Consider the following 23,940-nt stretch of genomic DNA (forward strand, 5'->3'; position numbering starts at 1 on the left):
CATCCCAGCCATTCTAGCCCCCAAAGGCCCCTGGGGAAAGGTGCTTGATGACGGCGATCTCCCGGCAGTTCTCGTAAAAGGGGCAGGCGTTGCACTCGCTCCACACCTTGGGGGGAAGGGCCTCCCGGCTCGTCACCTGGTAGCCCAGGTTGCGGAAGAAGTTCACCTGAAGCGTCCAGGCGAAGACCCGGGGAAGCCCGAGGTCGCGGGCCTCCCGCTCCGCCCCGAGGACCAGCCAGCGCCCAAGGCCCTGTCCCTGCCGCGCCGGGTGGACGGCGAGGCCCCGGATCTCCGCCAGGTCCCGCCAGAGGACGTGGAGGGCCACGGTGCCCACGATGTGGCCGTCCTCGTCCTCCAGGACCTGGAAGTCGCGGATGTTCTCGTAAAGGTGGCTGTGGCTCCGGACGAGCATCAAGCCCTTCTCCGCCCAGTAGCGGATGAGCCAGTAGATGGCGTCCACGTCGCTTAGACGCGCCTTCCTCAGCTCCACCCCCGCCTGGGGGCGCACCTCGGGGAGCGCCGCCGTGGGAAGCTCCAGTTCAAGCAAGGCCCACCTCCTCCTTGGCCTCCAACACCCTCGCCCGCACCGCCTCCGGGGCCGTGCCCCCAAAGGATTGGCGGCGGTGGATGGCGGTTTCTAGGCGCAGAAGGCCTAGGGCATCCTCGGCGAAGAGGGGGTGGGCTTCCTGTAGTTCTTCCAGGCTCAGATCCTTAAGCCCCCTCCCCTCCTCCAGAAGCCGCCGCACCAGCCGCCCCACCACGTGGTGGGCCTCCCGGAAGGGGAGGCCCTTTGCCGCCAGGTAGTCGGCGAGCTCCGTGGCCAGGGAAAACCCTTCCTCCGCCGCCCGCCACATCCTTTCCCGGCGCCACTTGAGGCCCGGCAATAGGGCAGCGAGGAGCTTGAGGCTATCCCGGTAGGTGGCGAGGGCGTCCAACAAGGGCTCCTTGTCCTCCTGCAGGTCCTTGTTGTAGGCCAGGGGCAGGCCCTTCACCACGGCGGAAAGCCCCACCAAGGCCCCGAGCACCCTCCCCGCCTTGGCCCGGATGAGCTCCAGGATGTCCGGGTTCTTCTTCTGGGGCATGATGGAGGAGCCGGTGGCGAAGGCATCGGGAACCTCCACGAAGCCGAACTCCTCCGTGCTATAGAGGATGAGCTCCTCCGCCAAGCGGGAAAGGTGGAGCATGCCGATATTTAAGGCGGAAAGGACCTCCAGGGCGAAGTCCCGGCTCCCCACGGCGTCCAGGGAGTTGCGCATGGGGCGCTCAAAGCCGAGCTCCTTGGCGGTGAAGTGGCGGTCTATGGGGAAGCCCGTGCCCGCCAGGGCAGCGGCCCCTAAGGGGCTTTCGTTGAGGCGGGTGCGGGCGTCCAGAAGCCTTCCGGCATCCCGGGTGAGCATCTCGTAGTAGGCCAAGAACCAGTGGGAAAGGAGGATGGGCTGGGCCCGTTGCAGGTGGGTGTAGCCGGGAAGGACGAAAAGGGGTTCTAAGTGCTTTTCCGCCTCCCGCACGAGGACCCGGCGCACCTCCAAGAGGAGGGCAAGAAGCTCGTCTAGGGCCGCCCGCAGGAAAAGCCTAAAGTCCGTGGCCACCTGGTCGTTGCGGCTACGGGCCGTGTGGAGCTTGCCCCCCGGGGGGCCGATGAGCTCCATGAGGCGGGCCTCGAGGTTCATGTGCACGTCCTCGAGGTCCTCCCGCCAGGGAAACGTGCCCGCCTCAATCTCCTCCTCTATCTGGTCTAGCCCCTTCAGGATGGCCTCTAGCTCCTCCTCCGAAAGGAGGCCCACCGCCTGGAGCATGCGGGCGTGGACCCGGTTTTGCCAGAGGTCCTCCCGCCAAAGGGCCCGGTCAAAGGAAAGGGAAGCGTTGAAACGGGCGGCGAGGGCATCCGGGCCCTCCTGGAAGCGGCCTCCCCAGGTCCTATGCGCCACGCCGCCCCTCCGCCATGGCCCGCACCCTCAGGCGCAGGGCGTGGATCTTGATGAAGCCCTCGGCGTCCTTTTGGTCGTAGCCCCCAAGCTCGTCAAAGGACACCAGGTCCTTCTGGTAGAGGCTTTTCTCCGCCTTCCGCCCCACCACGTAGACGTTCCCCTTGTAGAGCTTGAGCCGGGCCACCCCGGTGACGCTCTTCGCCACGTGGTCAAAGTAGGCCTGGAGGGCCTCCCTTTCGGGGGCGTACCAGAAGCCGTAGTAGACGAGCTCGGCGTACTTGGGGGAGAGCATGTCCCGCTGGTGCAGGACCTCCCGGTCCAGGGTGAGGCTTTCCACCGCCCGCCGGGCGTGGTAGAGGATGGTGCCCCCGGGGGTCTCGTAAACCCCCCGGGACTTCATGCCCACGAAGCGGTTCTCCACCAGGTCCACCCGGCCCACCCCGTGCCGCCCCCCAATCTCGTTGAGCCTCTGCAGGAGGGCCGCCGGGGAAAGGCGCTCCCCGTTCACCGCCACGGGGTCCCCCTCAAAAAATTCCACCTCCACGTACTCGGGGGTGTCGGGGGCCTCCTCGGGGTCCTGGGTCATGCGGAACATGCCCTTCGGGGGCTCAGCCCAGGGGTCCTCCAGGACCCCCCCCTCGTAGGAAATATGCAGGAGGTTGGCGTCCATGGAGTAGGGCTTCTCCTGGGTCACGGGCACAGGGATGCCGTGGGCCTCGGCGTAGGCGATCATCTCCTGCCGCCCCTTAAAGCCCCACTCCCGCCAAGGGGCGATGACCCGAATGTCCGGCTTCAGGGCGTAGGCGGTGAGCTCAAAGCGCACCTGGTCGTTGCCCTTGCCCGTGGCCCCGTGAGCCACGGCCTCCGCGCCCTCCTCCTCGGCGATCTTCACCAGGTACTTGGCGATTAAAGGCCGGGCGATGGAGGTACCCAGGAGGTAGTACCCCTCGTAAAGGGGAAGGGCGCGGAACATAGGAAAGACAAAGTCCCGCACGAACTCCTCCCGGAGGTCCAAGGCGATGGCCTTGGAGGCCCCGGTCCTTAGGGCCTTCTCCCTCGCCTCCTCCACCTCCTCCCCCTGGCCGATGTCCGCCGTAAAGGCGATGACCTCGGCGTTGTAGGTTTCCTTCAGCCACTTGAGGATGATGCTGGTGTCCAGCCCGCCGGAGTATGCCAAGACGATCTTCATGCCAGCTCCCAGTCTACCCCCAGAGGGGGCATGCATAAGTATACAAAAGCCGAGGTGTTCCTCACACCTCGGCCCCCAAAGGCTTTTCCTAAAGGTGAACCGGCTTCTCCCACGCCGCCAGGGCGGCTTCCTTGAGGATCTCCGAAAGGGAGGGGTGGGCGTGGGGGGCGCGGCCCAGGTCCTCGGCGCTCGCCTTGAAGAAGATGGCCAAGGCGGCCTCGGCCAAGACATCCCCCACCCGGGCTCCGATGCCGTGGACCCCCAGGATGCGGTCGGTCTTGGCGTGGGCCAGTACCTTGACAAAGCCCTCCGTCTCCCCCATGGCCCGGGCGCGGCCCGAGGCGGAGTAGGGGAACTTCCCCACCTTGTAGGGGATGCCCTTCTCCTTTAGCTCCTCCTCCGTGTAGCCCACGCCCGCCACCTCGGGGTGGGTGTAGACCACGCTGGGGATGGCCTGGTAGTCCACGTGGCCGAAGCCCGTAACCATGTGCTCCACGGCGGCGATGCCCTCCTCGCTCGCCTTGTGGGCCAGCATAGGCCCCCGGACCACGTCCCCAATGGCGTAGATATGGGGGATGCGGGTCCTCAGGTGCTCGTCCACGGGGATGCGCCCCCGCTCGTCCGTGGAGAGGCCAGCGTTTTCCAGGCCGAGCCCCTCGGTGTAGGGCCTGCGGCCCACGGCCACGAGGACCCGGTCGGCCTCGAGGACCTCCCCCCCCTCCAGCTCCACCCGGGCCCCCTTGGCCTCCGGGATCACGGCGGTGACCCGCACCCCGGTCCGGATGGCAAGGCCCTCCTTCTTGAAAATCCTCTCCGCCGCCCGGGAAAGCTCGGCGTCCATGGTGGGGAGGATGCGGTCCATGTACTCCAGGATGGTGACCTCCGCCCCCAGGCGGTGCCAGACCACCCCGAGCTCTAGCCCAATGACCCCGCCCCCCACCACGATGAGCCGCTTGGGCACCTCGGGGAAGGAAAGGGCCTCGGTGGAGGTCACCACCCGCTCGTAGTCCACCTGGGCCCAAGGGGGAATGAGGGGGGCGGAGCCGGTGGCGATGAGGATGTAGCGGGCGGTGAGCTCCTCCCCCGTCTCCTCCACCAAGACCTTCCGGTCGGAAAGGAAGCGGGCCGTGCCCTGGTGGCGGGCGATGCCGTTTTTCTTGAAGAGGAACTCAATCCCCTGGGTGTTGGCCTGGACCACCTTGTCCTTGTGGGCGAGGAGGGCAGGGAGGTCTAGGCTAAAGCCCTCCACCTTGGCCCCCAGGAGGCCCTTTTTCACCTCGTAGATGCGCTCGGTGGTTTCCAAAAGCGCCTTGGAGGGGATGCACCCCACCCGGAGGCAGGTCCCCCCCAGGGCCTTTTCCCGCTCCACCACCCCCACCTTCATGCCCAGCTGGGCCGCCCGGATGGCGGCCACGTACCCGCCGGGACCTGCGCCGATGACCAGGAGGTCGTACACCTTAAACCTCCAGGAGGAGCCGCACGGGGTTCTCAATGAGCTCCTTCACCCGGCGGAGGAAGGTCACCGCCTCCCGCCCGTCCACGATGCGGTGGTCGTAGGAAAGGGCCAGGTACATCATGGGCCGGACCACCACCTGGCCCTCCCGGGCCACGGGCCTTTCCTGGATGGCGTGCATGCCCAGGATGCCCACCTGGGGTGGGTTCAGGAGGGGGGTGGAGTTGAGCGAGCCGTAGATGCCCCCGTTGGTGATGGTGAAGGTGCCCCCCATGAGCTCCTCGGGCTTGAGCTTCTTGGTGCGGGCCCTCTCGGCGAAGTCGGCGATCTGCCGCTCAATCTCGGCGAAGGAGAGGCGGTCGGCGTCCCGGAGGACCGGCACCACCAGCCCTTCGCCCCCGCCCACGGCGATGCCGATGTCGTAGTAGCGGTGGTAGACGATGGTGTTGTCGCGGATCTCGGCGTTGAGCTCGGGGATTTCCTTGAGGGCCTGGACCACGGCCTTGACGAAGAAGCTCATGAAGCCGAGCCTCACCCCGTGCTTCTTCTGGAAGGCCTCCCCAAGCTCCTTCCGCAGGGCGATGACGGCGGACATGTCCGCCTCGTTGAAGGTGGTGAGCATGGCCGTGGTCTGCCGCGCCAGAAGAAGGCGCTCGGCGATGCGGCGGCGCAAGGGGGTCATGGGCACCGCCTCGCTCACCCGCCAGGGCTTGTCGGTGGGGGCTTGAAGGGGGGTGGGGGCAGGGCGGGCTTCGGGAACGGGGCGGGCGGGCTCGGGAGCGGGCTTTTCCTGGGCCGACTCCAGGTACCGCTCCACGTCCTCCTTCAGGATGCGCCCGCCTAAGCCCGTGCCCTCCACCGCCTCGGCGGGAACCCCCTTCTCCCTCATGAGGCGCTCGGCGGCGGGCATGGCCAGGGGGGTTCCCCGCACCGCCTCGGCCCTAGGCGCTTCCGCCTTGGGGGCCTCCGCCCCCACGCCCCTTTCCAGGAGGGCGATGGCCTCGCCCACCCGCGCCGTTTCCCCGGTCTTCTTGAGGATCTGCCTTAGGGTGCCGGCAAAGGGGGCGGGGAGTTCCAGGGTGGCCTTGTCGGTGATGAGTTCCACCAAAGGCTCGTCCTGGGCGAAGCTTTCCCCCTCCCGCTTAAGCCAAGCGCCGATCTCCACTTCCACGATGCTTTCGCCCACGGAGGGCACCTTGAGCTCTTCCACCTTTTACCTCCTCACTTGAAGGCTTCTTCCAAAAGGGCTTCCTGCTCCAGCCGGTGGACCTTGGAGGAGCCCACGGCGGGGCTTGGAGACTCAGGCCGGGCCACCACGCTCAAGGGATGGCCAAGGATCTCCCCGCAGAAGCGGGCGGAGAGGTACCACCAGGCGCCTTGGTTGATGGGTTCCTCCTGCACGTAGACCACGGGGACCTTCTTGGGATAGGGGGCGAGGGCTTCCCGAAGCTCCGCCTCGGGGAAGGGGTAGAGGAGTTCTAGGCGCAGGATGGCCACGTCCTCCGCCCCAAGCTCCCGCCTCTTGGCGAGAAGCTCGTAGTAGACCTTGCCGGAGGTGAGGAGGACCTTCCTCGCTCCCTTCACCCTTTCGGGGATCACCTTCTGGAAGCGGCCCTGGGCGAGCTCCTCCAGGCTAGAGACCACCTCGGGGTGGCGGAGGAGGCTTTTGGGGGTCATGACCACCAAGGGCTTGCGGATGGGCCTTTTCACCTGGCGGCGGAGGAGGTGGAAGAACTGGGCGGGGGTGGTGGGGTAGGCCACCTGGAGGTTGTCCTTGGCCCCGAGTTGCAAAAAGCGTTCCAACCGGGCCGAGGAGTGCTCGGGGCCTTGGCCCTCGAGGCCGTGAGGCAGGAGGAGCACGAGGCCGGAAAGCCGGCCCCACTTGGCCTCGGCGCTCGCCAGGAACTGGTCAATGTAGACCTGGGCCACGTTGGCGAAGTCCCCGAACTGGGCCTCCCAGAGGATGAGGCCTTCGGGGTAGTCCAGGCTGTACCCGTACTCAAAGCCCAGGACCCCGGCCTCGGAAAGGGGAGAGTTGTGGATCTCCACGGGGGCCTGCCCCTCCGCCAGGTGCTCCAAGGGGACGTATTTCTCCCCGGTGCGGTAGTCGTAAAGGGCGGCGTGGCGCTGGGTGAAGGTGCCCCTTAGGGCGTCCTGGCCCGTGAGGCGGACCCGGTGCCCTTCCGCCGCCAGCGTGGCGAAGGCCAGGGCCTCGGCGGCGGCCCAGTCCAGGGGGCGCTTCTCCTCGGCCATCTCCAGGCGGGCCTCGAGGAAGCGCTTGAGCTTAGGGTGGACCTGGAAGCCCTCGGGCACGGTGGCAAGCCGCACCAAAAGGTTGCGCAGGGCCTCCTTGGGCACCCCGGTTTCCACCTCGGGCACCAGGTGGTCAGGCCCCCCCACGTACCCCTGCCAAAGGCCCGAAAGCCCGTGGGGCACCACGGGGCCGGGCTCGGCCTTGACCCGGGCGAACTCGCTTTCCAGCCGCTCCAGGTAAGCCGCCTCGAGGGCCTTAAGCTCCTCCTCCCGCACCACCCCCTCGGCCTTAAGCCTTTCGGCATAGACCTTCCAAGGCTCTGGCTTCCTGGCCACGAGGGCGTACATGGTGGGCTGGGTGAAGGTGGGCTCGTCCGTCTCGTTGTGCCCCCGGCGGCGGTAGCCCACCAGGTCCAGGACCACGTCCTTGCCGAAGCGGCTCCGGTACTCCAGGGCCAGGCGCAGGGCGAACCAGAGCTCGTCCACCGCCTCGGCGTTCACGTGGAAGATGGGGGCCCCCACCATCTTGGCGATGTCCGTGGGGTAACGGCAGGAGGTGTACTCCGAGGGGAGGGTGGTGAAGCCCAGTTGGTTGTTGGCCACCACGTGCAGGGTCCCCCCCACCCGGTAGCCGGGAAGCTGGGAGAGGTTGAGGGTTTCCTGCACGATGCCCTCGCCGATGAAGGCGGAGTCCCCGTGGACCAGGATGGCCAGGCCCCGCCGCCTCTCCCGGTCCCCGAAGCGGTCCTGCTTGGCGCGAAGCCGGCCCAGGGTCACGGGGTTGACGAATTCCAGGTGGCTTGGGTTGAAGTTCAAGGAGACGTGGACCTTGCCGTAAGGGGTTTCCTGGTCGCTGGAGAAGCCCAGGTGGTACTTCACGTCCCCGGCGTAGCCCTCGGGGAAGATCTCCTCAAACTCGCGGAAGATGCGCTCAAAGGGCTTCCCCACCACATGGGCCAGGACGTTGAGCCGGCCCCGGTGGGCCATGCCCAGGACCACCTCCTTGACCCCCAAGCGGGCCGCCTCCACCACCGCCTCCTTGAGGAGGGGGATGAGGCTTTCCAGGCCCTCAGCGCTGAAGGTCTTGGCCCCCAGGTACTTCCGTTGCAGAAAGGCCTCAAAGAGGCTCGCCTGCATGAGGGCCTCCAGCATGCGGCGACGGACCTCTTGGGGGGGCCTTTCCCAAGGGGCCTCTATGCGGGCGAGGAGCCACTCCCTTTCCTCGGGCTCCACGTGGGCCACCTCAAAGCCGATGGGGCCCAGGTAGGTGGCCTGAAGGCGCTCCAGGAGAGCCCCCAGGGTGGGGGCGCCGAAGAAGGGGGGAAGGGGCCGGGCGAGGTCCTTGGGGGAGAGGCCGTGGGCCTCCAGGGTGAGCGCCTTCGGCCTCGGCCTTTCCTGGCCCAAGGGGTCTATCCGGGCCGCCAGGTGCCCGAGCTCCCGGTAGGCTTGGACCAGGCGCTCCACCTTGAGGAGGAAGCCTAGGTCCACCGCTTCCGCCACAGGGACGCTCGGGGCGGGGCGTTCTCGTCGGCCGTCCTCCAGGGTGAGGGCGGAGAAGTAGCGCCGCCACTCCTCCGGCAGGGAAAAGGGGTCCTCCAGGTAAGCCCGGTAGAGGGCCTCCAGGTAGCCTTGGCTTTCCAGCGTGAGCTCCATCCTGCCTCCCAAGGGGGCGGTATACCCCTTATCTACGCTACACCAAAAGGCGGTGTAGGTGCCCAAGCCCTTTACAATAGGGCCATGGTCCTAGCGGAAAAGCGCGAAGGCGTCCTCCTCCTCACCCTCAACCGGCCGGAAAAGCTCAACGCCCTCACGGGCGCCCTCCTAGAGGAGCTCTACCAGGCCTTGGCCGAGGCGAACCGGGATCCCGGGGTGCGGGCCGTCCTCCTCACGGGAGCGGGGCGGGCCTTCTCCGCCGGGCAGGACCTCACGGAGTTCGGCGAGGAAAAGCCCGACTACGAGGCCCACCTCCGCCGCTACAACCGGGTGGTGGCGGCCATGAGCGGCCTGGAAAAGCCCCTGGTGGTGGCGGTGAACGGGCCAGCGGCGGGGGCGGGGATGAGCCTCGCCCTCTGGGGGGACCTGCGCCTGGCCGCCGCCGGGGCCACCTTCGCCACCGCCTTCGTGCGCATCGGCCTGGTGCCGGACTCGGGGATGAGCTTCCTCCTGCCCCGCCTGGTGGGGCTCGCCAAGGCGCAAGAACTCCTCCTCCTCTCCCCCCGCCTCTCCGCCGAGGAGGCCCTGGCCCTGGGCCTGGTGCACAAGGTGGTGCCGGCGGAAAGGCTCCTGGAGGAGGCCTTAGCCCTGGCCCAAGCGCTCGCCCAAGGCCCCACCCGGGCCTACGTCCTTACGCGGAAGCTCCTTTTGGAAACCTACCGGCTTTCCCTGGAGGAGGCTTTGGGCCTCGAGGCCATTCTTCAGGGGGAGGCGGGCCGCACCCTGGACCACGAGGAGGGGGTCAGGGCCTTCCGGGAAAAGCGCCCGCCCCGCTTCCAGGGCCGATGATCCGCTACCTCAAAGGCCTCGTCCAGAAGAAGGAGGAAGGGGGCTTCCTCCTCCTGGTGGGCGGGGTGGGGTTCTTCCTCCAGGCCCCAGGCCCCTTCCTGGCAAGCCTAAGGGAAGGCCAGGAGGTGGCGGTCCACACCCACCTGCAACTCAAGGAGGAGGGGCTTTCCCTCTACGGCTTCCCCGACGAGGAAAGCCTAACCCTCTTTGAGCTCCTCCTCTCCGTGAGCGGGGTGGGGCCCAAGGTGGCCCTCTCCCTCCTCTCCGCCCTCACCCCCAAGCTCCTGGCCCGGGCCCTGGCGGAAGGGGACCTCCGGCTTCTCACCTCGGCCAGCGGCGTGGGGCGGAAACTGGCGGAGCGCCTGGCCCTGGAGCTCAAGGGCAAGCTCCCCCCCCACCTCCTCACCGGGGAGAAGGTGGAAAGCCAGGCGGCGGAGGAGGCCATCCTGGCCCTGGTGGCCTTGGGCTTCAAGGAAGGGCAGGCGCGGAGCGCGGTCCTGGACCTCCTCGCCCAAAACCCCAAGGCCAAGGCCCAGGACCTGATCAAGGAGGCCCTAAAGCGCCTGCGCTAGCCTCCCCGCCCGAGGAGAAGGGTGGGAACTCCGTCCACCCCCTACTCGTACCGCAACGCCTCCACCGGGTCCAGCCTAGCCGCCCGCCAAGCGGGGTAAAGCCCGAAGAAGACCCCCACCGCCACAGCGAAGGCAAAGGCCAGGACCACGCTCAAGGGGGCGAACACCGGCGTCACGCCAATGGCCTGGCCCACAAAGCGGGCCATGAAAAGCCCGAGGGCCACGCCCAAAAGCCCTCCGCCCACGCTCAGAACCACGGACTCGGCGAGGAACTGGGCCAGGATGTCCCTTGGCCTGGCTCCCAAGGCTTTCCGCACCCCTATCTCCCGGGTGCGCTCCGTGACCGAGACCAGCATGATGTTCATAATGCCAATGCCCCCTACCAGGAGGCTAATCCCCGCCACCCCTCCCAGGAAAAGGGTCATGGCCAGGGTGGTCTGGTTCACGCTCTCCAGGGCATCCTGTTGGTTGGTCACGGAAAAATCGTAGCTTTCGGGGTCCAAGAGGCCATGCCGTTCCGCCAGGAACTGGGTGAGCCGGGCCTGGAGGTCCTTCAGGCGGTTGCGGTCCGCCCCTTGGAGGTAAATAGCGTTCACCTTGGGGCCCCCCGCCTCGGGACGGGCGAGGCGTTGCAGGTAGGTGGAGAGGGGCACGTACACCTGGTAGTTGGTGCTCACGAACCCCTGGTCCCCCTTATCCGGCAACACCCCCACCACGGTGAAGGGAATCCCCCCGATGCGCAGGCGTTGCCCCAAGGGGTCCTCCCCTCCGAAGAGGTCCTGGGCGATGCCGTAGCCGATCACCGCCACCCGGCGCCGCGCTTCCACGTCCTCCCAGGTAAAGAAGCTCCCCTTTTCGGGAAGGGCGTTTCGCACTTGGGCGAAGTCCGGCCAGGTACCCACCACCGTGGCCCTAAGGTTATTGGCCCCAAACTTGAGCTGGAAGTTCCCCTGGGCCACAGGCGCCACCCCCACGACTTCCCCGGAAAAGGCTTCCTGGATGGCGTAGGCGTCGGAAAGGGGCAGGGTAGCAGGGCCTCCAAAGCGCACCAACCCCCCGCCCGGCCCCCGCCCCCCCTGGGCAGGGCCCACGGTGAGAAGGTTGGTACCGAGGCCCTCTAGGAGGTTGGAAATGCGCCGGGTGGTCCCTTGGCCCACCATGGTGAGGGCCACCACCGCCGCCACCCCGATGACCACCCCGAGGGCGGTGAGGGCGGAGCGCAAGGGGTTGGCGGCGATGGCCCGCAGGGCCACGCGGGCCACCTCCCAAGGGGAAAGCCCCACCCGGCCTGGCAAGGCCTCTTGGGGCTGGGGCATCGGTCTGGTCATCCCACCCTCCTTTCGTCAGCCACGATCTCCCCGTCCCGCACCCGGACAATCCTCTGGGCTTTCTGCGCCACCGTGGACTCGTGGGTGACCAGGATGACCGTGGTTCCTTCCCGGTTGAGCTCTTGGAAAAGGGCAAGGATCTCCTCCCCCGTCTTGGTGTCCAGAGCCCCCGTGGGCTCGTCGGCGAGGAGGAGGGGGGGCTTTAGGGCCAGGGCCCGGGCGATGGCCACCCGCTGCCTTTGCCCACCGGAAAGCTGGTTGGGCAGGCTATGGGCCTTCTCCAAAAGGCCCACCCGCTCCAGAAGCGCTAAGGCCCTTCGCCGCCGCTCTTTAGGAGGCAGGCCAGCGTAAGCCATGGGCACCTCCACGTTCTCCACAACGCTGAGCCGGGGAAGGAGGAAAAACGCCTGGAAGACAAAACCCACGAAGCGGTTCCTCAGGTAAGCCCGCTCTCCCTCCGAGAGGTCTTGGGTGGGCCTACCCAAAAGGCGGTACTCCCCTTCCGTGGGCCGGTCCAGGAGGCCCAGGATGTGGAGGAGGGTGCTCTTGCCGCTCCCCGAGGGCCCCATGATGGCGAGGATCTCCCCCTCCTCCACCCGGAGGTCCACCCCCTTGAGGGCGAGGAAGGCCACTTCCCCGGTGCGGTAAACCTTCTTCACCCCCCGCAGTTCTAGGAGCATGCTCACCTCCCAGGCCCAGGGCCCATAAGGGGCAGGGGACCCCCAGGGGCTTGCAGCCGCTGGGAACCTGAGCCCCCCTGGTTTCGCTTGGGCAGGACCACCTGGTCCCCCTCCTTGAGGCCTTCCAAAACCGCCACCCGGGTGCTGTCCTCGAGGCCCAGGGTAACGCGAACCCTCTCCGTGGAGCCATCGGCGCGGAGAAGGGTGACGTAGGCCTGCCCCCTCACCCGCTCCACCGCCCGCTTGGGGAGGACCAGGACGTCCTTGAGGTCCTGCACCACGATCTCCCCATCGGCGCTCATCCCGGGGCGGAAGCGGGGGTCCGGGGGAAGGCTTACGGTGACCTTGAAAACCGGAATGTTGTTCACCACCTCACCCTGAGGGCTTATGGCCTCCACCCGGCCGAGGAAGGTTTCGCCCGGGAGGCCCTCGAGGCTCACCTCCACGGGAAGGCCCACCTTTACCTGGGCGATCTCCGTCTCGTCCACCTCCAGGACCAGGCTGTAGCGGGAGAGGTCCCCGAGGGTAAGGAGGGCCGAGGTGGGCCCCACCTGGGCTCCCGGGCTTGCCGCCACGGAAAGGACCACACCGCTCAAGGGGGCCAAAACCCGCGTTTTTTCCAAATTATATTGGGCTTCCGCCAGGGCAATCCGCGCTTGGGCTAAGGCGGCTTCCTGGGTACGGAGGTCTGCCTGGAGCTGGGCCTCCCGCAAGGCCAAGGCCTCCCGTTGCGCGCTTAAGCTTGCCTCGGCGTCATCCAAGGCCCTTTTGGCATTGTTGTAAGCGGTTTCCGCCTCTAGAAGGGCCTGGCGGCTCGCACCCCCGGCCTGGTAGAGGAGCCGGGTGGCTTCCAGGTTCCGCTGGGCTGTGGCCAGGCTCGCCTGGGCGTTGGCGTAGGCTACTTCGGCGCTCTTCAGGGAGGCCCTGAGGGAAGCCAGGGCGCTTTCCCCTTGTGCCTTGGCGTTGGCCAGGGCCGCCTCGGCCTTCGCCACGTCGGACTGGGCCTTCGCCACAGCTTGGCGGAAGGGGGTGGGGTCCAGTTCGGCCAGCACCTGGCCCTTTTCCACCGGAGTCCCTTCGTCCACCACAAACCGAAGTAGGCCTTGCACCTCGGGGCGCACCTCGAGGCTCTGCCAGGGGGCTAGGCTCCCAGAACCGGAAACCGTGACCCGGATCTCCCCCCGGGTTACGGTGTACACCTCAGGGGCCTCCACCGCCTGGACCACCCTCTTGGGCCGCAGGAGAAAGTATCCCAAAAACGCTAAAGCCACCACGACCCCAAGGAGAAGCCATCGCCTCATCGCCCCACCTCCCCAAGGACCACGAGGTCCTGCCCCGCCGCCAGGCTTAGGGCAGCCAGGGCCCTCCAGTAAGCGTTTTGGGCCACGAGTAGGTTATACCGGGCCTGGGCCAGGTTTGCCTCCTCCTGCTCCAACTCCACCCGGCTTGCGGTCCCCGCCTGGAAAGCCTTGCGGGCCACCTCCAAGGTCCTCTCCTGGTTGGCGAGGCTTTCCCGGGCGGTGAGCACCTGGCCCCAGGCAGCTTGGGCTTGGGCGTAGGCCGCTTCCAAGGCGGAGAAGGCTTGGGCCATGGCGTTATCCAGGGCCTTCCGGGCGTTATCCCGGCTGGCCTTGGCCTTCTCCAAGGTGAGGCGGGGGGTGTAGTCGTTGTCGGCCAGGCGCACCTGAAGCTCGGCAAGCTCCCAGGCCTGCCGGGCCTGGACCAGGCTGACAAGCCTCGCCTCGAGGCCCTCCCTCAAAGCGGCCAGGTCTACCCCCAAAGCCTTGGGCTCAGGCAAGGGAGCAAGCCGCGGCTCCTCCGCCAAAGAAGCCCCAAGCGCCGCCTCCAGAGCCTTGAGGAGAGCGGGACGCTGGGCTTGCGCATTTTGGAGGGCGATCTCCGCCGATTTTAAGGCCGCCTCCGCCTTGGCCACGTCCAGGTCCGTGGCGTTGCCCGTTTGGCGCCGGGCCCGGGCAATCTGTAGGTTGCGCTCCGCCAGGGCCCGGTTGGCCTTGAGGACCTCCTCGTTGGCCTGGGCCTCCAAGAGCGCAGTGTAGGCGGAAAGGAGGGTCTGAAGCAGGTTTAAACGGCTCGCCTCCACCTGAACCTCCGCCAAGGCCAAGGCCTGCCTCGCTTGGGTGAGGGGGAGGATGAGCGTGCTCGGGTCCGCCTCCAGGGCCTGAAGCTCCACCCGGGCGCTTTCCCGGGCCAGAAGGGCGTTCTGATAGGAAGGGTTTTGCCTAAGAGCCTGTTGCCAGGCCTCCTGAAAACTCAAACCTTGTGCCAAAGCTAAGCTTCCCGCGTAGAGCACCACCAGGATCCGCTTCATTCCCCACCTCCCACAAGGTCTTCCCCCATGGCATCCAAAAGGGCGTAATAGGCCTGGAGGAAAGCGGCCTTGGCCCCCTCCAGGGTGCGGCGGGCCTGGAGGAGGCCCACCTCCGCTTGCATGACCTCTAGAGCGGTTCCCGTTCCCGCCTGGAGCCGCCCCTTGGCCACCTCCCAAGAGTTCTCCGCTGCGCTCAAGGCTTTGGTGGCCACATCCACCTGGGCTTGGGCTTGAAGGAGGGCTTGGTGCTTGGAGCGAAGATCCAACTCGGCCGCCCTCTTTGCGCTTTCCAAGGTAAGACGGGCTTGGGTAAGGGTTTTCTCCCTCAAGGAAAGCTGGGCATCCTGGCCTGGGTTCAGGAGGGGGAAGCTCGCCTGGACCTGGAAGGATACTCCTCCTGTTCCTTGTCCCTGGAAGGCATACTGGCCCCCATAGGTGAGGGTTCCCGCCTTTAGGTTGAGCCCAAGGGACAAGGCGGCGTTGCCCTCCTGGGCGGTAAGGCCCAAGGACACCTCGGGGAAGAACCGCTCCCATTGGGCTTGGGCCAAGGCCACCTCCGCTTCCTCCACCGCAAGTTGGGCTTTGCGCACGTCGGGCCGCTTGTCCCGTCGGGCCAAAACCTCTTCCAGGGAGGGAATTCCTTGAGGGAAAAGGGGTAAGGCCCCTGCAACCACCTCCCGGCCCAAAGTGGCCTTTAGCCGGGCCTGGGCCAGGCCAAGGGCGAGCTCCGCCCGCAGGGCTTCCGCCTGGGCCTCCGCCAGATTGCCCTCCGCCTCCAAGAGGTCCTGAAAGGTAGCCTGGCCCTTTTCCCGTTGGTCCCTCACCGCCCTAAGTTGGGCTTCCCGCCAAGCCAGGCGCTTTTGCGCCAGCGCCTGGTCCAAAGCAGCCAGGTAAGCGTCCAGATACTGGGAAAGGGCCGTTTGGAAGAGGGCGTTTCCCTGGGACAAGAAGTCCAGAAGCGCTTGCCGGTAGGTAATCTCCGCTTCCCTTAGGCTGCCCTGGGCCTGCCCCCACGGAAGGGCCAGGCTCCCCCCGAGGCCCAGGGCGAGGCTCTCCTGCCCCAACAGGCTCCGGCTATAGCTCCCCTGGGGGGAAAGGGTGGGGACAAGCCCCTTTTGCGCCGCCTCCCAAGCGGCCTCGGCCTGGCCCTTCTGCAAAAGAAGGGCCTGGTAGCCGGGGCTTTCCCGCACCCAAGCCCTAAGGTCCACCCCCTGAGCCAGGGCGGGGAGAAAAAGGAGGAGAAGACTCCATATCCTTGGCATACCACCCCAAAGCTAGCTCCCCTGGGTTAGGCCCCGGTTATAGGGAGGACCAAGCGGGCCACGAGGCCCGAAGGGGCGTTGGGCAGGAGTTCCAGCCTCCCCCCGTGGGCCTCTGCCACCTTCTTGGCCACGGAAAGGCCCAGGCCCTCCCCAGGGGCCCTCGAGGCCCGCAAAAAGGGGCGGCCCGCCTCCTTCCGGGCCTCCTCCGGCATCCCCGGGCCCTGGTCCACCACCCCCAGGAGGGCCTCCTTCTCCCCCGCCTCCAAGACCACCCGCACCCCCTTCCCCTCCCCGTGGAGGAGGGCGTTTTGCAGGAGGTTCCTCAGGGCCTGGGCGAGGAGGAGGGGGTCGCCCCTAAAGGGAAGGCTATCCGGCCCCTCGTAGGGCACGCCGAAGGCTGCCGCTTCTTCCCGCGCCAAGGCGGCCAGGTCCAGGACCACCCGCTCCACCCTTCCCTCCCGGGCGAGGACGAGGAGGGCCTCCACCAGGCGCTTCATGCGGAGAAGCTCCTCCTTGGCGGCGAGGAGGGCCTCCTCCTGGGAGAGGTAGCCCTTCTCCGCCGCCTCCACCTGGGCGAGGGCGGCGGCCACGGGGGTCCTGAGCTCGTGGGCGGCGTCCCGGGTGAAGCGCCTTTCCCGGTCCAGGAAGGCCTCGAGGCGCTCCAGCATGTGGTTGAAGGCCTCGGCCAAAGCCTTGAGCTCCCCCCCGCCCTCGGGGACCACCCGCAGGGAGAGGTCCTGGGAGTCCGCCACCCGCCGCGCCACCCCCGTGAGGCGGGCCAGGGGCCTGAGGGCGGCCCCCGCCAGGCTTCCCGCCAGCAGGGCGAAAAGGAGGGTGAGGAGCCCCCCCACCCCGAAAAGGGCCAGGCGGAAGCGGCTTAAGGCGAAGGCCGCCCCGGGATCGTAGCGGGCCACCGTGAGGGTCCCCCCTGGGACCTCGAGGACCAGAACCCGCCACCCCTCCCGCCAGTAGGCCCCCGGGGGAAGCTCGGGGAGGTCGGGGAAGTTGGCGCTCGCCTGCCGGGCCTCCCCATGCACCAGGCGGAAGGCGAACTCCCCCCTCGGCGGGCGCCGGCCCTCCGCCAGGGCCTGGACATAGAAGAGGAGGGACCGGTCCAGATCCGCCTCCACCAGGCGCTTAAAGGCCACGTAGCTCAAGGCCCCCTGGAAGAGGAGGGCAAGGCCGATGGCCAGGGCGAAGAAGAGGGCAAGCCGGGTCCTAAGGCTCATCCCCAAGCCGGTACCCCCCGGGCACGGTGCGCACCACCCCGGGATGGAGCTTCTGCCGCAGGTAGTGCACGTAGACCTTCACCGCCCCCACCTTTTCCCCATCCCCAAACACCCTCTCGGCCACCTCTTCCGGGGCGAAGACCCGCCCCGGGTGCAGGAGGAAAAGCTCCAATAGGGCGAACTCCTTCAGGGAAAGGTCCACCCGCTTGCCCTCCCAAAAGACCGCCCGCCCCGCCAGGTCCACCTCCAAAGCCCCCAGGCGCACCCGGCTCCCCTTCACCTCGGAGGCCCGGCGGAGAAGGGCCCGCACCCGGGCGAGAAGCTCCTCCAGGTGGAAGGGCTTTACCAGGTAGTCGTCCCCACCCAGGTCCAGGCCCTGGATGCGGTCCTCCAGGGCATCCCGGGCCGTGAGGAAGAGGATGGGCCCCTTGTAGCCCGCCTCCCGCACCTCCCCGGCGAAGCGGAAGCCCCCGTCCGGGTCCTCGGGCAGGCGCACGTCCAGGACCATGAGGTCGGGCTCCAGCTCCAAGAAGGCCTCCCGGGCCTCCCCAAGCCCCTTGGCCCAGCGCACCCCATACCCCTGGGCGGCCAAGGCCCCCGCCACCGCCCGGCCCAAGTGGGGCTCGTCCTCCAAGAGGAGCACCTGCACGCCCTCAGTATGGGCCAGGCGGGTTAGCCGGGGGTTATCCCGCTAACACCCGCCTAACCGCCCGCCCCTACCCTTTAGGCCATGGGCCGGTACGGGGCCAGGTGGGAAGGGGTCTTGGGAAGCTTCCTGGAGGTGCAGGTGGAAGCCCCTTGGCCCCTCCAGAACCAGGTCCTAAGGGCCTCCCTAGCGGAGGTGCGCCGCCTGGAAGGCGTTTTCAGCCGCCACCAAGAAAGCGAGCTCGTCCGCCTGGTGCGCCAGGGCGGGGGTAGGCCAAGCCCGGAAATGCGGGAGGTCCTCCTCCTGGCCCTAAGCCTCCAAGAGGCCACGGGGGGCGCCTTCCACCCCGCCCCCCGCCACGGGGGGGAGGCCTTGCGCTTCCTAGGCGAGGAGGTGGAGGTCCTCGCCCCCCTGGACCTGGACGGCCTCGCCAAGGGCTACATCGCCGACAAGGCGGCGGAGGCCGCCCTGAAGGCGGGGGCCCGGGCGGCCCTGGTGAACCTGGGCGGGGATCTAGCCCGAAAGGGACCGGGCCTCGCCCAGGTCCTGGTGGAAGACCCCTTGGGCCCCGACAACGCCCCGCCCGCCTTCCACCTCCGCCTCACCCAAGGCGGGGTGGCCACGAGCGGCGTGCGCCACAAGGGGGCCCACCTCCTGGACCCCCGCACGGGGAGGCCCGCCCCCGGGCTCCAGGCCACGGTCCTGGCCCCTTCCGCCTGCCTGGCGGACGGCCTCGCCAAGGCCCTTTTCGTCCTGGGGCGGGAAGGTTTCCCGGTGCTCGCCCGCTTCCGGGCCCAGGGGGTGCTCTTCACCGGGGAAGGCCCCGTAACTGGCCCAGAGGGAGGGAAGGATGCTCAAGCGCTACTATAGCCGGAGGAGCTTTTTCAGGCGGGTTTTGGGTGGGGTTTTGGCCCTAGGGATGGCCCGGGCCCAGGGGAAGCCCTGGCCCCAAGGGATGGAGCTCCGGGTGAGCTTCGCCTACGAGGGCGGCGGCTTCCGCTACCGCGCCCCTTACGTGGCGGTGTACGTGGAGGACGAGCGGGGCAACCTGGTGCGCACCCTGGGGCTTTTCCTGATGCCCGGGAAGGGGGAAAGGTGGTGGAACGAGCTACGGCGCTACTTCGCCCTGGGGGACCTGGCGCGCATGCGCACCCTCTCCGGCCCCACCCGCCCCCCGGGGCGCTACACCCTGGCCTGGGACGGCAAGGACGAAGGGGGCCGCACCGTGGCCCAGGGGAGCTATTACGTCTGCGTAGAGTACGCCCGGGAGCACGGGCCCTACGAGCTTTTCCGCGAGAAGGTGGAGGTGGCCGAAACCCCCTTCCAAAAGAGCTATACCCTAAAGGGGGAACTCAAGGAGGTGCGCCTTGATTACGGCCGGAAGGCCTAGAAGCGGGGCGAGCCCCTTACGGGCCCGGCTTTACGCCTGGGCCCGGACCCTCCACCTCTACCTTTCCCTCCTGGCCTTTCTCTCCATCCTCTTCTTCGCCGTGACGGGCCTCACCCTGAACCACCCCGAGTGGTTCGGGGAAGGGAGGGTGCGGAAGGTTTCCGGCACCCTCCCCCACGCCCCCTACCTCCAAGGGGAAGGCATGGACTGGCTCGCCCTGGCGGAGGACCTGAGGGCCTTGGGGCTCCGGGGCCGGGTGGCGGAGCGCGGGGAAAGCGGGGGGTTGGCTTGGCTTTCCTTCCGGGCCCCCGGCTACGGGGCCGACGCCCAGGTAGACCCCAGGACCGGCGCCTACACCTTAAGCGTCACGGAGGCCGGTCTGGTGGCGGCCCTAAACGACCTACACAAGGGGCGGGACACCCCGGGGGCCTGGCGGTGGGTCCTGGACCTATCCGCCCTCTTCCTGGCCCTGGTGAGCCTGAGCGGCCTTCTCCTAAGCCTCCTCTTCGGCAAGACGCGGAAGGCGGCCCTCCTCACCCTCCTTTTGGGCCTCCTCCTCTTTGGGGGCCTGGCCCTTTGGGCGGCCCTATAGCTCGTCCAAGGCCTCCCTAGGGGTACGGCGCACGCCCAGGTACCCCCCTTCCCTCAGGGTGAGGGGGAAAAGGGCCTCCAGGGGTCCTTCCAGGGCCAGGAGGTTCTCCCCCCGGAAGGCCCTTAGCCCCTCGGGGATGGGGGCCTCGAGGCCATAGGGGAATAGGGCCAGGGCCTCCCCGGAAGGCACCCCTTCCCCCCGGTCCAGGTAGAGCCCCACGGGCTCCAAGAAGCCCAGGAAGCGGGTGCGGTTCGCCTCGCGGCGGAAGGCCTGGAAGGCCTTGGGGCTTTCCGCCCCCTGCCAGAGGAGGAGGTCCGCCTCCGCCGCCAGCCCCACCAGGCTATACACCGCCAAAAACCCCTCCCGCTCCTGCCAGCGGGCGAGGAAAAGGGCGAAGTCCTCCTTGAGGTGCTCCTGGTGCTCGGCCTCGAGGCGGCGGAACTCGGGGAGGAGGCGGAAGAGGGCGAAGCTATGGACCATCTAGCCCACCTCCAGGAAGCGGGCCAAGGCCTCCTCCGAGAGGTACTTCCCTACGTAGAAGGGCCCGAACTCGCCAAAGCGGGCGGAAACCTCGTCAAAGCGCATCTCGTAAACGATCTTCTTGAACTGGATGGGGTCCTCGCTAAAGAGGTCCACCCCCCACTCCCAGTCGTCCAGGCCCTGAGCCCCGCTTATGACCTGCATCACCTTCCCCTGGTACTTCCTCCCCGTTTCCCCGTGGGCCTTCATGAGGGAGGCCCTTTCTTGGGCGGGGAGCATGTACCAGTTGTCCTGCCCCTGGCGGCGCTTGTTCATGGGGTAGAAACAGACATAGCCCCCCTTGGGCACCCGGGGGGTGAGGCGGGGCTTGACGTAGGGGGCCTCGGGGTCCAGGGGGCCCGTCTGGCTCCCCAGCTCCACCACGGAGTAAAAGCCGTAGGCGGGCCGGAGGTAGCGGGCGAAGCGGCTCTTGTTCAGGCGCTCCTCCACGGCCAAAAGGGCGTCCAGGCTCTCCCTTAGGTTGAGGAAAAGGAGGTCCGCCTTGGAGGTCACCACCTGGTAGACGCCGTAGGTACCCCGCCCCTCGGCCTCCACTTCCCGCCAGGCGGCGAGGATGGCCTTTAGCTCCTCCCAGGCGGCAAGCCGCTCCTCCTTGGGGGCGCCCAACCAGGCCCCAAAGTCCAGGTGGCGGAAGTCGTGCAGGACGTGCCAGCCCTCGAGGGTGAAGGTGGGCTCGGGTACGTGGCCTTCCATGCTTCTCACTATACCCCTGGGGTATAGTCCCTTACATGAGCCTGTTGCAGATCGTCTTAGTCCTGCTCGTGGTGGCGGTATTAGGCCGCTTGGGCGGAAGGCTCTTCGCCGCCTTGGCCGAGGCGGTACCCGGGAAGCGGGACGACGCCTTCTTTCGGCTTTTGGGCCTCCTCTGGTGGGGGATTTTGGCTCTGGCTGGGTTTTCCTACCTGGTCCACGCCCTGGGCCTTCCCCACGAACCCTTCCGCACCTGGGGGGAAGGCTTGGTGCGCTGGGCTGGGGCCAAGGGGGTAGCGGGCCTAAGCGTCCTCGCCCTCACCTACCTGGCCTACCGCCTGACCCCGGTCCTCTTGGGCCACCTTCCCGAACCTGAAGGGGACGAGCTCACCCGGGAAGCGGTGCGCCGCAAGACCTTGAGGGCCGTGGCCGAGTCCGCCCTCAAGGTGGTCATCCTGGTCCTGGGGGGGCTTTTCTTCCTCTCCAACCTAGGCCTTAACGTCACCGCCCTTCTGGCGGGGGCGGGGGTGGCGGGGCTTGCGGTGAGCTTCGCCGCGCAAAACCTGATCCGCGACTTCATCAACGGCTTCTTCATCCTCCTGGAGGACCAGTACGGGGTGGGGGATATCGTCCAGATCGGCAACGTGGGTGGACAGGTGGAGCGCTTCACCCTAAGGATCACCGTCTTGAGGGACCTCGAGGGCCGCGTCCACTTCTTCCCCAACTCCGAGGTGCGCCAGGTCACCGTCCTCACCCAGGAGTGGAGCCGGGCGGTGGTGGACGTAGGGGTGGCCTACAAGGAGGACATTGACCGGGTCCTGGAGGTCTTCCGGGACGAGGTGGAGCGCTTCCACCAAGACCCCGAGTGGCGGGAGCGCTTCACCGAGCCCCCCGAGGTCTTGGGGGTGCAGGCCCTGGGAGACTCCAGTGTGGTCATCCGTGTCCTCTTCAACACCAAGCCCGCCCAGCAGTGGGCCGTGGCCCGGGAGTTCCGCCGCCGCATCAAGAAGCGCCTGGACCAGGAGGGCATAGAGATCCCCTTCCCCCACCAGAAGCTCTACTTCGGCGAACCCTTGCGCCTGGAAAGGGTGTAGGCTAAAGGGGATGCCGGAGGTCTACAAGGAGATCCTACAGGCGCTCCAACCCCACCTGGGCCCTAGGGCCGAGGTGGTGCTGGACGAAGGCCTCAAGCGCCTGGGCAAGCGCCCGGCAGAGCTCACCCCCAAGGACGGGGAGTTCCTCCTAAAAGGCCTCGTCTTCCGCGAGCTCCAGGCCCGCTTGAGGCCCGAGGAAGCCCGGCGGGTGGTGGAGGATACCCTAGAAAGGATACGGGAAGCCCCCTTGGACCTGGAAGGCCTGGACCTGGGCCTAAAGCGCTTCGGCCTCTACGTGGACTGGCCGGAGGTGGCCAGGCTCCGGGCCTTGGCCAACCGCTTGCGCCAAGGGAAAGACCCCGCCCTCCTGGCCGAGGCCAAGGCCCTTTTGGAGGCTTTGGAGGAAAAGGCGGAAGAAGCCCTCCTGCGCCAGGCCAAGGACCTGGCCCACCTGGAAGAAAGCCTAGAAAGGGTACGCCACCTGGGAGGCCCCAAGGTGCGGAGGCTGGAAAGCCTCCTGGATACCATCCGCCAAGCCCACCGGGAAGGGCTTTTGGCCCAAGCGGAGGTGGAGCGGGCGAGGGCGCTGGCCTTAGAGCTCCGGAAGTTTTTGGAGTCCAGCGCCGTGCGGGCCCCCACCTTGCCCGAGATGGTCTTTGAGACCCAAGAAAGCTCCCCCGAAACGCCCAAGCACCCCACGGACGTCTTCCTCACCGTGGAGGAGGCGAGCGAGCTGGAAGGGGATCTGGTCATTGACCTAGGGCCCCTGTCCGAGGAGGCAAGCCAGCGCATCCAGGCCCTGGAGGTGGAAGAGGAAAAGCGCAGGCTAGAAGACCTCCTCGCCCGCCACGCCCACCTCCTGGAAAGGACCACGGTGAGCCCCCTGCTCGCCGAGGTCCAGGCCCTCTTGGAAGCGGGAACCCCCGCCGGGGAGAGGCTAAAGGCCCTGGAAGAGGCCCTGGCGGAGGCGGAGAAAAACCTCCGGGCGGAGAAACGCGCCCGGCTCATCCAACTGGAGGAAGCCCTCCGGGCGCTTCCCCTTCCCGAAGCGGCCAAAGCCCCCTTGGAAAGCGCCTTGCGCCTGGCGGAGGAAACCCTCCAGGAAGGGGGCTACCCCGACCTCACCCCCCTGGAGGAGGGCCTAAGGCGCCTCCAGGAGGAGGCCCAGAGGAAGGCGGAGGAGGAGGCCCGCCTGGAAGAGGAGCGGAAAGCCCTTCTGAGGGAACTTGCCGAAAAGGGGGAGGCCTTCATCCCCCTGGCGGAGGAGCTCAAGGCCTTGCCCAAGGAAGGCCTTGCGGAAGCGTTGCCGGAAATCCGCACCCGGTACGCCGCCCTCCTCCAATCCCAAGGGGAAAGCGAAGCCCTTAAGGCCAAGCTAGAAGAGGCCAAAAGGGCCCTCCTCGTCCTCAAACCCGAGGCCGAGGCCCTGGGGCTCGGGGAGGCGGTGGCGGAGGCAGAGCGGCTTCTCGCCGAGGGCAAGCTCCCTGACCTTCCCGGCCTGCAAGGCCGCCTGGCCCAAGCCCGGGCGGAGGCCCGGGAAAGGGCCTTAGCCGAGCTTTCTCGCCTCCAGGTGCTGGCGGAGCGCTTCGCCGGCTTCGGCGGCGAGGCGGTGCTAAAGGCCATAGAGGAGGAAAAGCGCAAAGCCCTCCCCGACCCCACCCCCATCGCCCGGGCCCTGCAGGCTCTAAGGCGAAAGCTAGAGGTCAAGCGGGAGGAGCTTCTGACCCGCCTCACCGCCTTCTTCCAAAAGGAGGCCCAACTCCAGGGGTTTGAAAGCGAAACCCGGCGCCGCCTAAAGCCCCTCCTTTCCTTCCTGCAAGGCGCCAAGGAAAGGCTTCCCCTTCTGGGGCCCAAAGGGCTACTGCAGGTGGAAAAGACCTTGAACGAGGCGGAGGGCCTCCTAAGGGAACTGGAGCGGGAGAAGGAGGCGGCCCAGGCGGTGCTCAAGGAGATCGGGCGGGAGGACCTCGAGGCCCTCCTCGGGGCCCTGGCCCCGGGAGAAGACCCCCTGGCCCGGCTCCGGCTACCCGGGGTGGAGGCCTTAGGGTTCCTGGATGACCCCCTGCCCCTGCCCAAGGAACCCCTTTTGGGCCTTAAGGAAGCCTTGGACCGCATGGACCAAAGCCTGGGGCAAAAGCGGGGGCCCGTGGCCGTGCTCTTCGGGGAGAAAGCCCTGGTCCTCGCTCCTAAAGCTGGAAAGACCCTGGTGGCCATCCTGGAGAGGCCGAGCCTTTCTGCCTTCCTCCTGGAGCTTTCCGCCTAG

The 23,940-nt window shown here is 67.6% G+C and carries 22 protein-coding genes; 7 read left to right on the forward strand and 15 right to left on the reverse strand.

What is annotated here, in order from left to right; all coding sequences use genetic code 11:
* Window positions 1–13: 13 nt before the first annotated feature.
* The 6 genes from LXN00_RS08375 to LXN00_RS08400 all read right to left on the reverse strand — a co-directional run bounded on the left by LXN00_RS08375 (window position 14) and on the right by LXN00_RS08400 (window position 8,476).
* Entirely contained in the window at window positions 14–547 is a 534-nt protein-coding gene (locus LXN00_RS08375; protein WP_234507255.1) for an N-acetyltransferase, read from the reverse strand.
* Window positions 540–1,928, reverse strand: coding sequence for an argininosuccinate lyase (argH, locus tag LXN00_RS08380; RefSeq protein ID WP_234507256.1), 1,389 nt, complete (start codon window positions 1,926–1,928; stop codon window positions 540–542). Before argH ends, LXN00_RS08375 begins: the two co-directional genes overlap by 8 nt.
* Window positions 1,918–3,117 carry an argininosuccinate synthase gene (locus LXN00_RS08385; protein ID WP_234507258.1) on the reverse strand — a complete coding sequence of 400 codons (1,200 nt, stop codon included), beginning with the start codon at window positions 3,115–3,117 and terminating at the stop codon, window positions 1,918–1,920. Before LXN00_RS08385 ends, argH begins: the two co-directional genes overlap by 11 nt.
* A gap of 88 nt (window positions 3,118–3,205) precedes the next feature.
* Window positions 3,206–4,573: a dihydrolipoyl dehydrogenase gene (gene lpdA / locus LXN00_RS08390; RefSeq protein WP_234507261.1), complete on the reverse strand. Its 1,368-nt coding sequence runs from the start codon at window positions 4,571–4,573 to the stop codon at window positions 3,206–3,208.
* 1 nt (window position 4,574) lies between these two features.
* Entirely contained in the window at window positions 4,575–5,780 is a 1,206-nt protein-coding gene (gene odhB, locus LXN00_RS08395; protein WP_234507262.1) for a 2-oxoglutarate dehydrogenase complex dihydrolipoyllysine-residue succinyltransferase, read from the reverse strand.
* Between the two features lie 11 nt (window positions 5,781–5,791).
* Complete coding sequence (locus LXN00_RS08400; RefSeq protein WP_234507265.1) at window positions 5,792–8,476, reverse strand: 2-oxoglutarate dehydrogenase E1 component; 2,685 nt, start codon at window positions 8,474–8,476, stop codon at window positions 5,792–5,794.
* A gap of 84 nt (window positions 8,477–8,560) precedes the next feature.
* Between LXN00_RS08400 and LXN00_RS08405 the strand changes: the two genes are divergently transcribed.
* A complete protein-coding gene (locus LXN00_RS08405) occupies window positions 8,561–9,325 on the forward strand; it encodes an enoyl-CoA hydratase-related protein (RefSeq protein WP_234507267.1) in 765 nt (254 codons plus the stop codon).
* Window positions 9,322–9,897, forward strand: coding sequence for a Holliday junction branch migration protein RuvA (ruvA, locus tag LXN00_RS08410; RefSeq protein ID WP_234507269.1), 576 nt, complete (start codon window positions 9,322–9,324; stop codon window positions 9,895–9,897). Before LXN00_RS08405 ends, ruvA begins: the two co-directional genes overlap by 4 nt.
* A gap of 41 nt (window positions 9,898–9,938) precedes the next feature.
* On the opposite strand, the gene LXN00_RS08415 is transcribed toward ruvA, so the two are convergent.
* From LXN00_RS08415 to LXN00_RS08445, 7 genes are read right to left on the reverse strand one after another with little or no spacing between them, the layout of a single operon-like run.
* Window positions 9,939–11,225 carry an ABC transporter permease gene (locus LXN00_RS08415; RefSeq protein ID WP_234507271.1) on the reverse strand — a complete coding sequence of 429 codons (1,287 nt, stop codon included), beginning with the start codon at window positions 11,223–11,225 and terminating at the stop codon, window positions 9,939–9,941.
* Window positions 11,222–11,905: an ABC transporter ATP-binding protein gene (locus LXN00_RS08420; RefSeq protein ID WP_234507272.1), complete on the reverse strand. Its 684-nt coding sequence runs from the start codon at window positions 11,903–11,905 to the stop codon at window positions 11,222–11,224. Before LXN00_RS08420 ends, LXN00_RS08415 begins: the two co-directional genes overlap by 4 nt.
* Window positions 11,906–11,907: 2 nt before the next feature.
* Window positions 11,908–13,206: an efflux RND transporter periplasmic adaptor subunit gene (locus LXN00_RS08425; protein WP_234507274.1), complete on the reverse strand. Its 1,299-nt coding sequence runs from the start codon at window positions 13,204–13,206 to the stop codon at window positions 11,908–11,910.
* The gene (locus tag LXN00_RS08430) at window positions 13,203–14,234 is read right to left on the reverse strand and encodes a TolC family protein (RefSeq protein WP_234507276.1); all 1,032 of its coding nucleotides are present in this window, start codon (window positions 14,232–14,234) and stop codon (window positions 13,203–13,205) included. The genes LXN00_RS08425 and LXN00_RS08430 overlap by 4 nt, the downstream gene beginning before the upstream one ends.
* Entirely contained in the window at window positions 14,231–15,496 is a 1,266-nt protein-coding gene (locus LXN00_RS08435) for a TolC family protein (RefSeq protein ID WP_234507278.1), read from the reverse strand. Before LXN00_RS08435 ends, LXN00_RS08430 begins: the two co-directional genes overlap by 4 nt.
* 26 nt (window positions 15,497–15,522) lie before the next feature.
* Window positions 15,523–16,725 carry a sensor histidine kinase gene (locus LXN00_RS08440; RefSeq protein WP_234507280.1) on the reverse strand — a complete coding sequence of 401 codons (1,203 nt, stop codon included), beginning with the start codon at window positions 16,723–16,725 and terminating at the stop codon, window positions 15,523–15,525.
* On the reverse strand, window positions 16,715–17,374 hold the full coding sequence (locus LXN00_RS08445) for a response regulator transcription factor (protein ID WP_234507282.1): 660 nt from the start codon (window positions 17,372–17,374) through the stop codon (window positions 16,715–16,717). The genes LXN00_RS08440 and LXN00_RS08445 overlap by 11 nt, the downstream gene beginning before the upstream one ends.
* 81 nt (window positions 17,375–17,455) lie before the next feature.
* Here LXN00_RS08445 and LXN00_RS08450 point away from each other — a divergent pair, with 81 nt between their 5' ends.
* From LXN00_RS08450 to LXN00_RS08460, 3 genes are read left to right on the forward strand one after another with little or no spacing between them, the layout of a single operon-like run.
* Complete coding sequence (locus tag LXN00_RS08450; RefSeq protein ID WP_234507284.1) at window positions 17,456–18,241, forward strand: FAD:protein FMN transferase; 786 nt, start codon at window positions 17,456–17,458, stop codon at window positions 18,239–18,241.
* Complete coding sequence (locus LXN00_RS08455) at window positions 18,222–18,761, forward strand: DUF2271 domain-containing protein (RefSeq protein WP_234507287.1); 540 nt, start codon at window positions 18,222–18,224, stop codon at window positions 18,759–18,761. The genes LXN00_RS08450 and LXN00_RS08455 overlap by 20 nt, the downstream gene beginning before the upstream one ends.
* Entirely contained in the window at window positions 18,739–19,353 is a 615-nt protein-coding gene (locus tag LXN00_RS08460; protein WP_234507290.1) for a PepSY-associated TM helix domain-containing protein, read from the forward strand. Before LXN00_RS08455 ends, LXN00_RS08460 begins: the two co-directional genes overlap by 23 nt.
* Here LXN00_RS08460 and LXN00_RS08465 read toward each other — a convergent pair.
* A complete protein-coding gene (locus LXN00_RS08465; RefSeq protein ID WP_234507291.1) occupies window positions 19,348–19,833 on the reverse strand; it encodes a chlorite dismutase family protein in 486 nt (161 codons plus the stop codon). The genes LXN00_RS08460 and LXN00_RS08465 overlap by 6 nt on opposite strands.
* On the reverse strand, window positions 19,834–20,586 hold the full coding sequence (hemQ, locus tag LXN00_RS08470; RefSeq protein WP_234507293.1) for a hydrogen peroxide-dependent heme synthase: 753 nt from the start codon (window positions 20,584–20,586) through the stop codon (window positions 19,834–19,836). It abuts the gene before it with no gap.
* Between the two features lie 35 nt (window positions 20,587–20,621).
* Here hemQ and LXN00_RS08475 point away from each other — a divergent pair, with 35 nt between their 5' ends.
* Window positions 20,622–21,677: a mechanosensitive ion channel family protein gene (locus tag LXN00_RS08475; RefSeq protein ID WP_234507295.1), complete on the forward strand. Its 1,056-nt coding sequence runs from the start codon at window positions 20,622–20,624 to the stop codon at window positions 21,675–21,677.
* A 10-nt stretch (window positions 21,678–21,687) separates the two neighbouring features.
* Complete coding sequence (locus LXN00_RS08480; RefSeq protein ID WP_234507296.1) at window positions 21,688–23,940, forward strand: hypothetical protein; 2,253 nt, start codon at window positions 21,688–21,690, stop codon at window positions 23,938–23,940.

Source organism: Thermus brockianus (assembly GCF_021462505.1).
Taxonomy (GTDB): domain Bacteria; phylum Deinococcota; class Deinococci; order Deinococcales; family Thermaceae; genus Thermus; species Thermus hydrothermalis.

Coding starts and splice junctions, on each gene's coding strand:
- LXN00_RS08405 (WP_234507267.1), top strand. CDS start 8,561: ATGGTCCTAGCGGAAAAGCGCGAAGGCGTCCTCCTCCTCACCCTCAAC.
- LXN00_RS08465 (WP_234507291.1), bottom strand. CDS start 19,833: ATGGTCCATAGCTTCGCCCTCTTCCGCCTCCTCCCCGAGTTCCGCCGC.
- LXN00_RS08385 (WP_234507258.1), bottom strand. CDS start 3,117: ATGAAGATCGTCTTGGCATACTCCGGCGGGCTGGACACCAGCATCATC.
- ruvA (WP_234507269.1), top strand. CDS start 9,322: ATGATCCGCTACCTCAAAGGCCTCGTCCAGAAGAAGGAGGAAGGGGGC.
- LXN00_RS08475 (WP_234507295.1), top strand. CDS start 20,622: ATGAGCCTGTTGCAGATCGTCTTAGTCCTGCTCGTGGTGGCGGTATTA.
- LXN00_RS08425 (WP_234507274.1), bottom strand. CDS start 13,206: ATGAGGCGATGGCTTCTCCTTGGGGTCGTGGTGGCTTTAGCGTTTTTG.
- LXN00_RS08440 (WP_234507280.1), bottom strand. CDS start 16,725: ATGAGCCTTAGGACCCGGCTTGCCCTCTTCTTCGCCCTGGCCATCGGC.
- hemQ (WP_234507293.1), bottom strand. CDS start 20,586: ATGGAAGGCCACGTACCCGAGCCCACCTTCACCCTCGAGGGCTGGCAC.
- LXN00_RS08435 (WP_234507278.1), bottom strand. CDS start 15,496: ATGCCAAGGATATGGAGTCTTCTCCTCCTTTTTCTCCCCGCCCTGGCT.
- LXN00_RS08480 (WP_234507296.1), top strand. CDS start 21,688: ATGCCGGAGGTCTACAAGGAGATCCTACAGGCGCTCCAACCCCACCTG.
- LXN00_RS08455 (WP_234507287.1), top strand. CDS start 18,222: ATGCTCAAGCGCTACTATAGCCGGAGGAGCTTTTTCAGGCGGGTTTTG.
- LXN00_RS08400 (WP_234507265.1), bottom strand. CDS start 8,476: ATGGAGCTCACGCTGGAAAGCCAAGGCTACCTGGAGGCCCTCTACCGG.
- LXN00_RS08450 (WP_234507284.1), top strand. CDS start 17,456: ATGGGCCGGTACGGGGCCAGGTGGGAAGGGGTCTTGGGAAGCTTCCTG.
- LXN00_RS08415 (WP_234507271.1), bottom strand. CDS start 11,225: ATGACCAGACCGATGCCCCAGCCCCAAGAGGCCTTGCCAGGCCGGGTG.
- LXN00_RS08420 (WP_234507272.1), bottom strand. CDS start 11,905: ATGCTCCTAGAACTGCGGGGGGTGAAGAAGGTTTACCGCACCGGGGAA.
- LXN00_RS08430 (WP_234507276.1), bottom strand. CDS start 14,234: ATGAAGCGGATCCTGGTGGTGCTCTACGCGGGAAGCTTAGCTTTGGCA.